The sequence below is a fragment of the Streptomyces sp. NPDC020597 genome (genome assembly GCF_044335095.1).
Classification (GTDB): domain Bacteria; phylum Actinomycetota; class Actinomycetes; order Streptomycetales; family Streptomycetaceae; genus Streptomyces.
On sequence record NZ_JBIRUL010000011.1, the window covers coordinates 166,457 to 181,597 of the forward strand.

Below are 15,141 nucleotides of genomic sequence, written 5' to 3' on the forward strand. Positions count from 1 at the left end.
GCGCGTTCATGGGTGAAACCGCGGGTTCATGGAGTGAGACACCCCCGGAAGGTAGAGTCCAGCGCCGTGCACCTCAAGGCCCTGACCCTCCGGGGGTTCAAGTCGTTCGCGTCCGCGACCACGCTCCGGTTCGAACCGGGGATCACGTGCGTCGTCGGACCCAACGGCTCGGGCAAGTCCAACGTCGTCGACGCGCTCAGCTGGGTCATGGGCGAGCAGGGCGCCAAGTCGCTGCGCGGCGGCAAGATGGAGGACGTCATCTTCGCCGGCACCACCGGCCGCCCCCCGCTGGGCCGCGCCGAGGTGTCCCTCACCATCGACAACTCCGACGGGGCGCTCCCCATCGAGTACGCCGAGGTCACCATCACGCGGATCATGTTCCGCAACGGCGGCAGCGAGTACCAGATCAACGGCGACACCTGCCGCCTGCTCGACATCCAGGACCTGCTCTCCGACTCCGGCATCGGGCGTGAGATGCACGTGATCGTCGGCCAGGGCCAGCTCGACTCCGTCCTGCACGCCGACCCCATGGGCCGCCGCGCCTTCATCGAGGAGGCTGCGGGCGTCCTCAAGCACCGCAAGCGCAAGGAGAAGGCCCTCCGCAAGCTGGACGCGATGCAGGCCAACCTCGCGCGCGTGCAGGACCTCACCGACGAACTCCGGCGTCAGCTCAAACCCCTCGGCCGCCAGGCCGCCGTCGCCCGCCGCGCCGCCGTCATCCAGGCCGATCTGCGCGACGCCAGGCTGCGCCTGCTCGCCGACGACCTCGTACGGCTGCGGGAGGCCCTGCAGGCGGAGGTCGCCGACGAGGCCGCCCTCAAGGAACGCAAGGAGGCGGCCGAGCAGGAGCTGAGGAAGGCCCTGCAGCGCGAAGCCCTCCTGGAGGACGAGGTCCGGCAGCTCACGCCGCGCCTCCAGCGTGCCCAGCAGACCTGGTACGAGCTGTCCCAGCTCGCCGAACGCGTCCGCGGCACCGTCTCGCTCGCCGACGCCCGGGTGAAGAGCGCCACCTCCGCGCCCCCCGAGGAGCGGCGCGGCCGCGACCCCGAGGACATGGAGCGGGAGGCGGCCCGGGTCCGCGAGCAGGAGGCCGAACTGGAGGCCGCGCTCGAAGCCGCCCGGCACGCACTCGACGACACCGTGACCCACCGCGCGGACCTGGAACGGCAGCTCGCCGCCGAGGAACGGCGACTGAAGGACGTCGCCCGGGCGATCGCCGACCGCCGCGAGGGCCTGGCCCGGCTGAACGGCCAGGTCAACGCGGCCCGCTCGCGCGCCGCCTCCGCGCAGGCCGAGATCGACCGCCTCGCCGCCGCCCGGGACGAGTCCCAGGAACGGGCCGTCACCGCCCAGGAGGAGTACGAGGCGCTCAAGGCGGAGGTGGACGGCCTGGACGCGGACGACCACGAGCTCGCCGAGCGGCACGAGAGCGCCAAGCGGCAGCTCACCGAGGCGGAGGCGGCCCTCGCCGACGCCCGCGAGGCGGCCACGGCCGCCGAACGCAGTCGCGCCGCGACCCTCGCCCGTCGGGACGCCCTGGCGCTGGGGCTGCGCCGCAAGGACGGCACGGGCGCCCTGCTCGCCGCGCGTGACCGTCTCAACGGCCTGCTGGGCCCGGCGGCCCGACTGCTGACGGTGACGCCCGGCCACGAGGTCGCGCTCGCGGCCGCCTTCGGCGCCGCCGCGGACGCGATCGCCGTCACGACTCCCGCCGCGGCTGCCGAGGCCATCCGGCTGCTGCGCAAGCAGGACGCGGGGCGCGCCGCGCTGCTGCTCAGCGGTGCGGCGGGCGACGCGTCCGAGGAACGCACCGACGGTCAGCGCACCGACGGTCAGCGCCCCGATGGTCCGCCCTACGCCGCCGATCTGGTGCGGGGCCCCGGCGAGCTCATGCCCGCCGTGCGCCGGCTCCTGCGGGGGATCGTCGTCGTGGGCACGCTGGAGGACGCCGAGGAGCTGGTCTACGCCCGCCCGGACCTCACCGCGGTGACCGCCGAGGGCGATCTGCTGGGCGCGCACTTCGCGCACGGCGGGTCCGCCGGGGCGCCCAGCCTGCTGGAGGTGCAGGCGTCCGTCGACGAGGCCACCGCCGAGCTCGACGAGCTGGCCGTGCGCTGCGCGGACCTGACGGAGGCACAGCGCACGGCCGGCGAGCGCCGCCGGGAGTGTGCCGCGCTCGTCGAGGAGGTGGGGGAGCGACGGCGGGCCGCGGACCGGGAGAAGTCGTCCGTGGCGCAGCAGCTCGGGCGGCTCGCGGGGCAGGCCAGGGGTGCGGCCGGTGAGGCCGAGCGGTCCGCGGCGGCCGCGGCGCGGGCGCAGGAGGCGCTGGACCGGGCCGTGGAGGAGGCCGAGGAGCTGGCGGAACGGCTGGCCGTCGCCGAGGAGGCGCCGGCCGAGGAGGAGCCCGACTCCTTTGTGCGCGACCGGCTCGCCGCCGACGGGGCCAACGCGCGGCAGACCGAGATGGAGGCCAGGCTCCAGGTCCGCACCCACGAGGAACGCGTCAAGGGGCTGGCCGGGCGGGCCGACTCGCTGGACCGGGCCGCGCGGACGGAACGCGAGGCACGCGCGCGTGCCGAGCAGCGACGGGCGCGACTGCGGCACGAGGCGGCCGTCGCGGACGCCGTGGCCACCGGCGCGCGGCAGCTGCTCGCCCACGTGGAGGTCTCCGTGGGCCGGGCCGAGGCGGAGCGGGTCGCCGCCGACGCCGCCAAGGCGCGGCAGGAGCAGGAGCTGGCCGCCGCCCGCACCGCCGGCCGCGATCTGAAGGCCGAGCTGGACAAACTGACGGACTCGGTGCACCGCGGCGAGGTGCTCGGCGCGGAGAAGCGGATGCGGATCGAGCAACTGGAGACCAAGGCGCTGGAGGAGCTGGGCGTGGAGCCCGCGGGGCTGGTCTCCGAGTACGGGCCGCATCAGCTCGTGCCGCCCTCGCCGCCCGCCGAGGGCGAGGTGCTGCCGGAGGACCCGGAGGACCCGCGCAACCGGCCGAGTCCGTTCCGGCGCGCCGAGCAGGAGAAGCGGCTGAAGTCGGCCGAGCGCGCCTATCAGCAGCTGGGCAAGGTGAACCCGCTGGCGCTGGAGGAGTTCTCCGCGCTGGAGGAGCGGCACAAGTTCCTCAGCGAGCAGCTGGAGGACCTCAAGAAGACCCGCACCGACCTGCTTCAGGTCGTGAAGGAGGTCGACGAGCGCGTCGAACAGGTCTTCACCGAGGCGTTCCGGGACACCGCACGGCAGTTCGAGGGCGTGTTCGGTCGGCTGTTCCCGGGCGGCGAGGGTCGGCTGATCCTGACCGACCCCGACAACATGCTCACCACGGGCGTGGACGTGGAGGCGCGGCCGCCCGGCAAGAAGGTCAAGCGGCTCAGTCTGCTCTCCGGCGGCGAGCGGTCGCTGACCGCCGTCGCCATGCTGGTGTCGATCTTCAAGGCGCGGCCCAGCCCCTTCTACGTCATGGACGAGGTCGAGGCCGCCCTCGACGACACGAACCTGCAGCGGCTCATCCGCATCATGCAGGAGCTGCAGGAGTCGTCCCAGCTGATCGTGATCACGCACCAGAAGCGCACGATGGAGGTCGCCGACGCGCTGTACGGCGTGTCCATGCAGGGCGACGGTGTGTCGAAGGTCATCAGCCAGCGCCTGCGTTGACCGGCCCGAGCGGGTACCCGTCATCCAGCTCCCACCGCTTGCTCTTCAAGAGTTGAACACACTTCCTCCATGTGGGCGCTGAAAAGTCACAGCCGGGCCCTATTGACTTCGATACTTGAAGGCATAGTCTCGGCACCGTTGCTTTTACCTTCAGATGCCATCTATCTGGGGGTGCTGATCCCGTCGGCAGCGCTGCCGACGGCCCGAGGAGTTGAACGTGACCAGCACGACGCAGGCACAGAAGTCAGGAGCCGGCAGGGCTCATCCCGATCACCTGGGGCACGTCGTCTTCATCGCGGCGGCGGCCGCGATGGGCGGATTCCTCTTCGGCTACGACAGCTCCGTGATCAACGGCGCCGTGGAGGCCATCCGGGACCGCTACGACATCGGCTCCGCGGCCCTCGCCCAGGTCATCGCGATCGCCCTGATCGGCTGTGCCGTCGGCGCCGCGACCGCGGGCCGCATCGCCGACCGCATCGGCCGCATCCGGGTCATGCAGATCGCCGCCGTGCTGTTCACGGTCAGCGCCGTCGGCTCGGCGCTGCCCTTCTCCCTGTGGGACTTCGCCTTCTGGCGGGTCGTCGGCGGCTTCGCCATCGGCATGGCGTCCGTCATCGGCCCCGCCTACATCGCGGAGGTCGCGCCGCCCGCCTACCGCGGCCGGCTCGGCTCCTTCCAGCAGGCCGCGATCGTCATCGGCATCGCGATCTCGCAGCTGGTCAACTGGGGACTGCTGAACTCCGCGGACGGCGACCAGCGCGGCAAGCTCATGGGCCTGGAGGCCTGGCAGGTCATGCTCGGCGTCATGGTGGTGCCGGCCGTCCTGTACGGCCTGCTCTCCTTCGCCATCCCCGAGTCCCCCCGCTTCCTGATCTCCGTGGGCAGGCGCGAGCGGGCCCGCGAGATCCTCGAGGAGGTCGAGGGCGAGAGCGTCGACCTGGACGCCCGCGTCGCCGAGATCGAGCGCGCGATGAAGAGCGAGCACAAGTCGACGTTCAAGGATCTGCTCGGCGGTTCCTTCTTCTTCAAGCCGATCGTCTGGATCGGCATCGGCCTGTCGGTCTTCCAGCAGTTCGTCGGCATCAACGTCGCGTTCTACTACTCCTCGACGCTGTGGCAGTCGGTCGGCGTCGACCCGACCGACTCGTTCTTCTACTCGTTCACGACGTCGATCATCAACATCGTCGGCACCGTCATCGCGATGATCTTCGTGGACCGGATCGGCCGCAGGCCGCTGGCCCTGATCGGCTCCGTCGGCATGGCCGTCGGACTCGCGTTCGAGGCCTGGGCGTTCTCCTTCGACCTCGTCGACGGCAAGCTGCCGGCCACCCAGGGCTGGATCGCCCTGATCGCCGCCCATGTGTTCGTCCTCTTCTTCGCCCTCTCCTGGGGCGTCGTCGTCTGGGTCTTCCTCGGCGAGATGTTCCCCAACCGCCTCCGTGCCGCGGCCCTCGGCGTGGCCGCCTCCGCGCAGTGGATCGCCAACTGGGCCATCACCGCGAGCTTCCCGTCGCTGGCCGACTGGAACCTCTCCGCGACCTACATGATCTACACGGTCTTCGCCGCGCTCTCCATCCCGTTCGTCCTGAAGTACGTCAAGGAGACGAAGGGCAAGGCACTGGAGGAGATGGGCTGAGGCCCCGGAAGGCCTTCGCCGAGGGGTCTCCGGTCGGGGAGCGGGCCCGTTCCCCGCTGCCCGCTCCCCGACGCCTCCAGGACGTGCCGCCCCGGCTCACCCGCCGAGCCGGGGCAGCACGTCCTCGCAGAACAGCCGCAGGCTGCGCCAGCCCTCCTCCACCGGCATCCCGCCCGCCAGCGGATGCAGGACGAGGTTGTCGAGGCCCTGCGCCACGCACGCGTCCGGCGTGAGGATCCGGTACACGCCCTCCTCCCGCAGCTCCGCCACCGTCGTCGCCCCCGACTTCACCGCCGAACGGATCCCGCCCGACTGCCAGGAGGCGTAGGTCCGCGCCTCGTGCAGGAAGCGGTCGCCGTACTCGGCCCAGACCCGGTCCGGATCCTCCGCGAGGTGCAGCAGGGGCGTCTCGGCGCCCGGCATCATCGTCCAGCCCTCCGTGCCGTATTCCGCCAGCCGCTCCTTGTAGTAGGCCTCCAGCTCCGGCAGATGGGCGCTGGGGAAGAACGGCAGCCCGAGGCGTGCGGCCCGGCGGGCGGCGGCCTTCGAGGAGCCGCCCACCAGCAGCAGGGGGTGCGGATCGGTCGCCGGGCGGGGGGTGACCCGTACCGTGCGCCCCCGGTAGGCGAACTCCTCGCCGGTCCAGGCCTTCAGCACCGTCTCCAGCAGCTCGTCCTGGAGCAGCCCCCGCCGCTTCCAGTCCACTCCGGCCCGGGCGTACTCCTCCGGCCGGTAGCCGATCCCGGCGACCGTGACCAGCCGTCCGCCGCTCAGCAGGTCCAGCACCGCGATGTCCTCGGCCAGCCGCAGCGGGTCGTGCAGCGGTCCGATGACGGCCGAGACGGTCACCGCCAGCCGCTGGGTCGCCCCGAGCACCGCGCCCGCGAAGACGAAGGGCGACGGCAGCCAGTTGTTCTCGACGCCGTGATGCTCCTCGGTCTGAACGAGGGTGACCCCGTGCCGGTCGGCGTATGCGGCCATCTCCAGCGCGGCCCGGTAGCGGACGCCCAGCTCGGCGGGGGTCGCATCGGGAGCGACGAGATTGAATCGGACGACGGTGACGGGCATGGGGGACCCCCTTCGGCGGATGTGGGGGACCGTAGCTGACGGGGTGTCAGAAGGCCATGGGCCGGGACGGTCCGGCTGTGAGCACCGGCCGGGAGCCGCCGCCTCGCGCCTGCCGGCCCGCCGGGAGAGGCCGGACGGGGGCCGCCTGACGCGCGGCCGGGCCGCCGCCCGCCCGGGCCGGGAGGGGTCACGCATACTGGACCCGTTATGGAAACCGTCATCCTTGCTGTAGTCATCGCCGTGGTCGTGCTCGCAGTGCTCGGCGGGCTGGTCGTCGGCAGCCGGCGGAAGAAGCCGCTGCCCCCGCCGCCCCCCGCAGCGCCCGACATCACCGCCCCTCCGGCCGAACCGCACGTCGGCGACGAGGCCGAGACGCCGCGCGACGAACCGCGCCGCACGATCGAGGAGGTGGATCTTCCCGACGGCGGCCAGACCGGGACCGCCGTCGAGGAACCCCCCGTCGTCCCCCCTCTCGAGGTTCCCGAGCTCGAGGTCCCGGAGCCCACCGAGGGGCGGCTGGTGCGCCTGCGCGCCCGGCTCTCCCGCTCGCAGAACGCCCTGGGCAAGGGGCTCCTCACGCTGCTCTCGCGCGAGCACCTCGACGACGAGACCTGGGAGGAGATCGAGGACACGCTGCTCACCGCCGACGTCGGCGTGGCCCCCACCCAGGAGCTGGTCGAACGACTGCGCGAGCGGGTGAAGGTGCTCGGCACCCGCACTCCCGCGGAGCTGCGCACGCTGCTGCGCGAGGAGCTGCTCAAGCTGGTGGGCGCCGACGTCGACCGCACCGTGAAGACCGAGCCCGAGGACCGCAAGCCGGGCATCGTGATGGTCGTCGGCGTCAACGGCACCGGCAAGACCACCACCACCGGCAAGCTCGCGCGCGTGCTCGTGGCCGACGGGCGCACCGTCGTCCTGGGCGCCGCCGACACCTTCCGCGCCGCCGCCGCCGACCAGCTCCAGACATGGGGCGAGCGGGTCGGCGCGCACACCGTGCGCGGTCCCGAGGCCGGCGATCCCGCCTCCGTCGCGTTCGACGCGGTGAAGGAGGGCAAGGAGATGGGGGTCGACGTCGTCCTCATCGACACCGCCGGCCGCCTGCACACCAAGACCGGCCTCATGGACGAGCTCGGCAAGGTCAAGCGGGTCGTCGAGAAGCACGCCCCGCTGGACGAGGTGCTGCTCGTGCTCGACGCCACCACCGGGCAGAACGGACTCGTCCAGGCCCGGGTCTTCGCCGAGGTCGTCGACATCACCGGCATCGTGCTGACCAAGCTGGACGGCACGGCGAAGGGCGGCATCGTGGTCGCGGTCCAGCGCGAGCTGGGCGTCCCGGTCAAACTGGTGGGCCTCGGCGAGGGGGCGGACGACCTCGCGCCGTTCGAGCCGGAGGCCTTCGTTGACGCCCTTATCGGGGACTGACCGGTCGGTACCGCAAGGCCGCGAACCGCAGTCGGGGCGCCGGGAGGCGCGCCGGGGCACGGAAGAAGCGCCCGCTCCGAGGTGCAGTCGGAGCGGGCGCTTCGCTGTGTACGCCGTCGGCCGCCGCGGGGGAGGGGCGGGCGCTCCCGGGGCCCGGACGGTCGTGCGGGGGCCGAGCGGCCCCGCGTCGGGCGGGTGGCGTCGGGCGGGTGGCGTCAGGCGGTGCGGCCGAGGGTCTCCCGGGGGCGCTGGGCGCGTGACCGGTGGGCCAGGTACGCCAGCGTCCCCAGCAGCAGCCGGGCCTCCGGCGGGCGGGTCGCCGAGTCCAGCGCGGGCGGGCGCAGCCAGCGCACCGGGCCGAGACCGCCGCGGTCGGAGGGCGGGGCCGTGATGAACGCGCCGGGGCCGAGGCCGCGCAGGTCGAGGGCGGCCGGATCGTCCCAGCCCATCCGGTAGAGCAGGTCCGTCAGCTCGGCGGCCGCGCCGGGGGCGACGAAGAACTGGGTACGGCCCTCGGGGGTGGCGATGACCGGGCCGAGGGGCAGTCCCATGCGCTCGAGGCGGACCAGGGCCCGTCGCCCGGCGGGCTCGGCGACGTCGAGTACGTCGAACGCGCGACCGACGGGCAGCATCACCGCGGCGCCCGGGAACCCGCCCCAGGTCCTGCCCACGTCGTCGAGGGTGGCGCCGGCCGGGACGCGCGGGGCGAACTCCAGGGGGTGCGCCCCCGGTTGGCGGCAACCGGGGCGTCCGCAGGAGCAGACGCCCGCCGCGGCCCGTGCGCCGGGCACCGCGTCCCAGCCCCACAGTCCCGTGAACTCGGCGACGGCGGTGCACTCGGACGAGCGACCGCGCCTGCGCGCGCCGGAGCGGATCTCGCGAATGCCGCCGATCGTGAAGCCCATGCCCCCTCCAACGGGTCCTGCGCGCCGCTGGTTACGCAGCGGTCGAGCACCGTGACTCTGTGTGCTCCCGCTTCCCCGGGGACGCCCGATCCAGGCAGCGCCCTGGAGTGCCGCGGGTGGTGGGCTCGGCTCCGCGCGCCCCTGAGTGCTTCGCTCCGCTCACCCCTGGCTGTTCTCTGTCAAGTGAATCGCGTACAGGTCACCGGGAGTTCATTCGAAGGGGTGGCGAATGGTGGCGTTTCCGGGATCGCCGTGGCCGGGACCGTGATCGTAGGATTACTTTGAGTAGGCGGGTCCTGTGGGTGCTTGCGCTCGTGGGTATGCCGGAGGCAAGTCGGGTTTCCGTTCGAAGGGTGACAAGTGCCGTACGGCGGGCTCTATTTACCGGCATTCTGATAAGGCTTGGCGCACTCAGTGACAAGTGGTCTCAGGGATGGGGGCGTTCCAGTGAGCGGCAACGGCGGAAGCGGGAACAGCGCTGCGAGCGCGGACAGGCGCCCGAACGAGCTGCTCACGTCGTGGTTCGTGCGCAGCGGCTGGTCGAAGGGCGAACTCGCACGTCAAGTGAACCGCCGAGCCCGCCAGTTGGGCGCCAACCACATCTCCACCGACACGTCGCGCGTGCGCCGCTGGCTGGACGGGGAGAACCCCCGCGAGCCCATCCCCAGGATCCTCTCCGAGCTGTTCTCCGAGCGGTTCGGCTGCGTCGTCTCGGTCGAGGACCTCGGACTGCGCGCGGCCCGGCAGTCGCCCTCCGCGACCGGCGTCGACCTGCCCTGGACCGCACCGCAGACGGTGGCCCAGCTCAGCGAGTTCTCCCGCAGCGACCTGATGCTGGCGCGCCGAGGCTTCCTCGGGACGTCGCTGGCCCTGTGCGCCGGGCCGTCCCTCATCGAGCCGATGCAGCGCTGGCTGGTCCCCTCGCCGTCCGCCCCGGTCGAGCAGCCGGAGTCGGTGCCGACCAGCCGGGCGCGCGGCAGGCTCTCCCGGCCCGAACTGGACCTGCTGGAGTCCACCACCGTGATGTTCCGGCAGTGGGACGCCCAGTGCGGCGGCGGCCTGCGACGCAAGGCGGTCGTCGGGCAGCTGCACGAGGTGACCGACCTGCTCCAGGAGCCCCAGCCCGAGTCCACCTCGCGCAGGCTGTTCAAGGTCGCCGCCGAGCTGGCCGAGCTCGCCGGCTGGATGAGCTACGACGTGGGGCTGCAGCCGACCGCGCAGAAGTACTTCGTCCTCGCCCTGCACGCGGCGAAGGAGGCCGGGGACCGGCCGCTCGGCAGCTACGTGCTGTCGAGCATGAGCCGCCAGATGATCCACCTCGGCCGGCCGGAGGACGCGCTGGAGCTGATCCACCTCGCCCAGTACGGCAGCCGCGACTGCGCCGGCCCCCGCACCCAGTCCATGCTGTATGCGATGGAGGCCCGCGCCTACGCCAACATGGGCCAGCCCGGCCGGTGCAAGCGCGCGGTCCGGATGGCCGAGGACACCTTCGCCGAGACCGACGAGTGGGACGAGCCGGACCCCGACTGGATCCGCTTCTTCTCCGAGGCAGAGCTGTACGGGGAGAACAGCCACTCCTTCCGCGACCTCGCCTACGTCGCCGGCCGCAGCCCCGCCTACGCCTCGCTGGCCGAACCCCTGATGCGGCGGGCCGTCGAACTGTTCGCGGGCGACGGCGACCACCAGCGCTCCTATGTGCTGAACCTGATCGGCATGGCCACGGTCCACCTGCTGCAACGCGAGCCCGAGCAGAGCACGGTTCTCGCCACGCAGGCCATGAAGGAGGCCAAGAAGGTGCGCTCCGAGCGCGTCAACACTCGTATCCGAAAGACGGTCGACAGCGCCGTACGCGATTTCGGCGACCTCTCCGAGGTCGTGGACCTGACCGCGCGGCTCACCGTCGAGCTGCCGGAGACGGCCGAAGCGGTCTGAAGCAACCGGCCCGACGTGCCGCCGACAGCGGTCCACCGGGCGAAAACCCCAGAACCCCGGCCGCGGCCGGTCCTCCCGAACTGCCCGACTCGGCTCCCCCATGCCAGGTCATCGGAAGGCCGTCCGCGGCCGGTTTCCTTCCTTCAGTGAAGGTTGCGCCACGATAACGATCCGCTCGTCGAACATCAGCCAGTTCACCGAGGCGTAACGCACACGGCGCCTTCGTCACGGCGGCGAAACAACGAGGGGCTTCCACCGAAACCGCGCTGCGCGAATCTCATGGCGCATAACCGGCCCACACCCTCACGAACCCGCTCTGGCTTCGCCCGCACGGGGCCGTACTACGACGAGGAGACGCCGATGGCAGCAGCCATCACGCTTGCCGCGGAGGCACCCAAGCTGTCCTCCGCGAACACAGGCTTCATGCTCATCTGTTCCGCCCTGGTGCTGATCATGACCCCGGGCCTCGCCTTCTTCTACGGAGGCATGGTCAGGGTCAAAAGCACGCTGAACATGCTGATGATGAGCTTCATCAGCATCGGGATCGTCACCATCCTGTGGGTGTTGTACGGCTTCTCGCTCGCCTTCGGGACCGACTCCGGCAGCCTCATCGGCTGGAACTCGGACTGGCTCGGTCTCAGCAACATCGGTCTGACGGAGCTGTGGGACGGCTACACCATCCCGATCTTCGTGTTCATGGTCTTCCAGATGATGTTCGCGATCATCACGCCCGCCCTGATCAGCGGCGCGCTCGCCGACCGCGTCAAGTTCTCCGCCTGGGCGCTGTTCGTCGCCCTGTGGGCCACGGTCGTCTACTTCCCGGTCGCGCACTGGGTCTGGGGCGCCGGCGGCTGGGCCTTCGAGCTGGGCGTCATCGACTTCGCCGGCGGCACGGCCGTCCACATCAACGCCGGTGCCGCGGCCCTCGGCGTGATCCTCGTCATCGGCAAGCGCGTCGGGTTCAAGAAGGACCCGATGCGCCCGCACAGCCTGCCGCTGGTCATGCTCGGCGCCGGTCTGCTGTGGTTCGGCTGGTTCGGCTTCAACGCCGGCTCGTGGCTCGGCAACGACGACGGCGTCGGCGCGCTGATGTTCGTCAACACGCAGGTCGCCACCGCCGCCGCCATGCTGGCCTGGCTCATCTACGAGAAGATCCGCCACGGCGCGTTCACCACGCTGGGCGCCGCCTCCGGCGCGGTCGCCGGTCTGGTCGCCATCACCCCCTCGGGCGGAGCGGTCTCCCCGCTCGGCGCGATCGCCGTCGGCGCCATCGCCGGTCTGCTCTGCGCCATGGCCGTCGGCCTGAAGTACAAGTTCGGTTACGACGACTCGCTCGACGTCGTCGGCGTCCACCTCGTCGGCGGTGTCATCGGCTCCCTGCTGATCGGCTTCTTCGCCACCGGCAAGGGCCAGTCCACCGCGACCGGCGTCTTCTACGGCGACCACTCCTTCGACCAGCTGTGGAAGCAGTGCGCCGGAGTGTTCGCGGTCCTCGCCTACTCACTGGTGGTCTCCGCGATCCTCGCCTTCCTCCTCGACAAGACCATCGGCATGCGGGTCTCCGAGGACGACGAGATCGCCGGCATCGACCAGGCCGAGCACGCCGAGACCGCATACGACTTCAGCGGGGCCGGCGGCGGCGCCGCCCGCACGACCGCCCTCCCGACCGCCGTCGCCGGGGCGAGCAAGAAGGTGGACGCATGAAGCTCATCACCGCCGTCGTCAAGCCCCACCGGCTCGACGAGATCAAGGAAGCCCTCCAGGCCTTCGGCGTGCACGGACTGACGGTCACCGAGGCCAGCGGCTACGGTCGTCAGCGGGGACACACCGAGGTCTACCGCGGCGCCGAGTACACGGTGGACCTGGTCCCCAAGATCCGCATCGAGGTACTGGCCGAGGACGACGACGCCGAGCAGCTGATCGACGTCATCGTCAAGGCCGCCCGCACCGGCAAGATCGGTGACGGCAAGGTCTGGTCCCTCCCGGTCGAGACGGCCGTACGGGTCCGCACCGGCGAGCGCGGTCCGGACGCGCTCTGACGGCAGAAGAGAACAGGAGTCGCTGGGTGACGAGTACGGACGTGCGCATGGATGCAGAGGACTCGGGACCCAGCGGCTACGCGGCGGCCCGGCTGCGCCTCCTCACCGAGGAGGCGCAGTCCGGGCCGCCGCGCCGTGCGGCCCTCGCCGAACTGACCGACGACTGGCTGGCCGGGCTCTTCACGGCCGGCGCCGAGGAACTGAAGGGCGTGTCCCTGGTCGCCGTCGGCGGCTACGGCCGCGGCGAGCTCTCCCCGCGCAGCGACCTCGACCTGCTGCTCCTGCACGACGGCGCCGACCCCAAGACCGTCGCCGCCCTCGCCGACCGCCTCTGGTACCCCGTCTGGGACCTGGGCCTCGCACTCGACCACTCGGTCCGCACCCCGGCGGAGGCCCGCAAGACCGCCGGCGAGGACCTCAAGGTCCAGCTCGGCCTGCTGGACGCCCGCCACCTCGCCGGCGACCTCGGCCTCACCGCCGGACTGCGGACGTCCGTCCTCGCCGACTGGCGCAACCAGGCGCCCAGGCGCCTGCCCGAACTCCAGGAACTGTGCGCCGAGCGCGCCGAGCGCCAGGGCGAGCTGCAGTACCTGCTGGAACCCGACCTGAAGGAGGCGCGCGGCGGACTGAGGGACGCCACCGCGCTGCGCGCCGTCGCCGCCTCCTGGCTGGCCGACGCGCCCCGTGAGGGGCTCGCCGACGCCCGCCGCCGGCTCCTCGACGTCCGCGACGCCCTCCACCTGGCCACCGGCCGTGCCACCGACCGTCTCGCGCTGCAGGAGCAGGACCAGGTGGCCGCCGAGCTGGACCTGCTCGACGCCGACACCCTGCTGCGGCAGGTGTACGAGGCGGCGCGCGTCATCTCCTACGCGAGCGACGTCACCTGGCGCGAGGTCGGGCGCGTCCTGCGCTCGCGCGCCGTGCGGCCGCGGCTGCGCGCGATGCTGGGCGGCGGCAAGCCCGCACCCGAGCGGTCTCCGCTGGCCGAAGGGGTCGTGGAACAGGACGGCGAGGTGGTGCTCGCCCGCGCCGCGCGCCCCGAACGCGACCCCGTGCTCCCGCTGCGCGCCGCGGCCGCCGCCGCGCAGGCCGGCCTGCCGCTGTCCCTGCACGCCGTCCGGCGCCTCGCCGCCACCGTGCGCCCGCTGCCCACGCCGTGGCCCGCCGAGGCCCGCGAGCAGCTGGTCACCCTGCTCGGCTCCGGTCAGCCCACCGTCGAGGTCTGGGAGGCGCTGGAGGCCGAGGGGCTGATCACCCTCCTGCTGCCCGACTGGGAGCGGGTCCGCTGCCGGCCGCAGCGCAACGCCGTGCACATCTGGACCGTCGACCGGCACCTCATCGAGACCGCCGTGCGCGCCTCCGAGTTCACCCGCCGCGTCCACCGGCCCGACCTCCTGCTGGTCGCCGCGCTGCTGCACGACATCGGCAAGGGCTGGCCCGGCGACCACTCGGTGGCCGGCGAGATCATCGCCAAGGACGTGGCCGCCCGCATCGGCTTCGACCGCGCCGACGTGAACGTGCTGGCCGCCCTCGTCCGCCACCATCTGCTGCTCGTCGACACGGCCACCCGGCGCGACCTGGAGGACCCGGCCACCGTGCGCGCGGTCGCCGAGGCGGTCGGCTCGCAGAGCACGCTGGAACTGCTGCACGCCCTCACCGAGGCGGACGCACTGGCCACCGGGCCCGCCGCCTGGTCGACCTGGCGGGGCTCACTCGTGGCGGACCTCGTCAAGCGGGTCGCGGCGGTCCTCGCCGGCAACGAACCGGAGGAGCCGGACGACACCGCGCCCACCGCCGAGCAGGAACGCCTCGCCATCGAGGCGGTCGCCACCGGCAGCCCGGTGCTGGCGCTGCGCGCTCAGACCGAGACGCCCGCCGGGACCGCGGGGGAGCAGCCGGCCGGCGACCCCGAGCCGCTCGGCGTGGAGCTGCTCATCGCCGTGCCCGACCAGGAGGGCGTGCTGCCCGCGGTGGCCGGCGTCCTCGCCGTGCACCGGCTGACCGTGCGCACCGCCGAGCTGCGCGCCCAGGACCTCCCCGACGGCGTCGACGGCTCGGTCCTCCTGCTGAACTGGCGGGTCGCCGCCGAGTACGGCTCGCTGCCCCAGGCGGCCCGGCTGCGCGCCGACCTCGTGCGCGCGCTGGACGGCTCGCTGGACATCGCCGGACGGCTCGCCGAGCGCGACGCCGCCTACCCGCGCCGACGGGGCGTGGTGGCCCCGCCGCCCCGCGTGACGGTGGCCTCCGCGGCCTCCCGGCACGCCACCGTCATCGAGGTGCGCGCCCAGGACGCGCCGGGGCTGCTGTTCCGCATCGGCCGGGCGCTGGAGGACGAGGGCCTGCGGGTGCGCAGCATGCACGTCTCCACTCTCGGCGCGAACGCCGTGGACGCCTTCTACGTCACCGGAACGGACGGCGCGCCCCTGCCGGGCGACGAGGCCGTCGCCGTCGCCCGGAAGCTGGAGGAGACGCTGCGGGCGTGATCGGGCGC

General features: G+C 72.6%; 9 protein-coding genes. 7 read left to right on the forward strand and 2 right to left on the reverse strand.

Annotated elements, in window-relative coordinates:
• Positions 1-66 precede the first annotated feature (66 nt).
• Both smc and ACH4ZA_RS21195 read left to right on the forward strand, forming a co-directional pair.
• Positions 67-3,648, forward strand: coding sequence for a chromosome segregation protein SMC (smc, locus tag ACH4ZA_RS21190; protein ID WP_398430946.1), 3,582 nt, complete (start codon positions 67-69; stop codon positions 3,646-3,648).
• Positions 3,649-3,865: 217 nt separating this feature from the next.
• Positions 3,866-5,284, forward strand: a complete 1,419-nt coding sequence (locus tag ACH4ZA_RS21195; RefSeq protein WP_319279748.1) for a sugar porter family MFS transporter — start codon at positions 3,866-3,868, stop codon at positions 5,282-5,284.
• 96 nt (positions 5,285-5,380) lie between these two features.
• Here the strand turns inward: ACH4ZA_RS21195 and ACH4ZA_RS21200 are convergent, their stop codons facing one another.
• Positions 5,381-6,352, reverse strand: a complete 972-nt coding sequence (locus ACH4ZA_RS21200) for an LLM class flavin-dependent oxidoreductase (protein WP_398430948.1) — start codon at positions 6,350-6,352, stop codon at positions 5,381-5,383.
• 207 nt (positions 6,353-6,559) lie between these two features.
• Between ACH4ZA_RS21200 and ftsY the strand changes: the two genes are divergently transcribed.
• Complete coding sequence (gene ftsY / locus ACH4ZA_RS21205) at positions 6,560-7,774, forward strand: signal recognition particle-docking protein FtsY (protein ID WP_319279746.1); 1,215 nt, start codon at positions 6,560-6,562, stop codon at positions 7,772-7,774.
• A gap of 215 nt (positions 7,775-7,989) precedes the next feature.
• Here the strand turns inward: ftsY and ACH4ZA_RS21210 are convergent, their stop codons facing one another.
• On the reverse strand, positions 7,990-8,679 hold the full coding sequence (locus tag ACH4ZA_RS21210; RefSeq protein ID WP_319279745.1) for a bifunctional DNA primase/polymerase: 690 nt from the start codon (positions 8,677-8,679) through the stop codon (positions 7,990-7,992).
• Between the two features lie 447 nt (positions 8,680-9,126).
• On the opposite strand from ACH4ZA_RS21210, the gene ACH4ZA_RS21215 reads away from it, so the two are divergent.
• The 4 genes from ACH4ZA_RS21215 to ACH4ZA_RS21230 all read left to right on the forward strand — a co-directional run bounded on the left by ACH4ZA_RS21215 (position 9,127) and on the right by ACH4ZA_RS21230 (position 15,133).
• Positions 9,127-10,611, forward strand: coding sequence for a hypothetical protein (locus ACH4ZA_RS21215; RefSeq protein ID WP_319279744.1), 1,485 nt, complete (start codon positions 9,127-9,129; stop codon positions 10,609-10,611).
• A gap of 360 nt (positions 10,612-10,971) precedes the next feature.
• Entirely contained in the window at positions 10,972-12,315 is a 1,344-nt protein-coding gene (locus ACH4ZA_RS21220; RefSeq protein WP_319279743.1) for an ammonium transporter, read from the forward strand.
• Positions 12,312-12,650 (forward strand): P-II family nitrogen regulator, encoded by a 339-nt coding sequence (locus ACH4ZA_RS21225; RefSeq protein ID WP_003997576.1) that lies wholly within the window; start codon positions 12,312-12,314, stop codon positions 12,648-12,650. The genes ACH4ZA_RS21220 and ACH4ZA_RS21225 overlap by 4 nt, the downstream gene beginning before the upstream one ends.
• Positions 12,651-12,676: 26 nt before the next feature.
• A complete protein-coding gene (locus tag ACH4ZA_RS21230; protein ID WP_398430951.1) occupies positions 12,677-15,133 on the forward strand; it encodes a [protein-PII] uridylyltransferase in 2,457 nt (818 codons plus the stop codon).
• Positions 15,134-15,141 lie beyond the last annotated feature (8 nt).

Coding starts and splice junctions, on each gene's coding strand:
- ACH4ZA_RS21200 (WP_398430948.1), bottom strand. CDS start 6,352: ATGCCCGTCACCGTCGTCCGATTCAATCTCGTCGCTCCCGATGCGACC.
- ftsY (WP_319279746.1), top strand. CDS start 6,560: ATGGAAACCGTCATCCTTGCTGTAGTCATCGCCGTGGTCGTGCTCGCA.
- ACH4ZA_RS21210 (WP_319279745.1), bottom strand. CDS start 8,679: ATGGGCTTCACGATCGGCGGCATTCGCGAGATCCGCTCCGGCGCGCGC.
- ACH4ZA_RS21220 (WP_319279743.1), top strand. CDS start 10,972: ATGGCAGCAGCCATCACGCTTGCCGCGGAGGCACCCAAGCTGTCCTCC.
- ACH4ZA_RS21225 (WP_003997576.1), top strand. CDS start 12,312: ATGAAGCTCATCACCGCCGTCGTCAAGCCCCACCGGCTCGACGAGATC.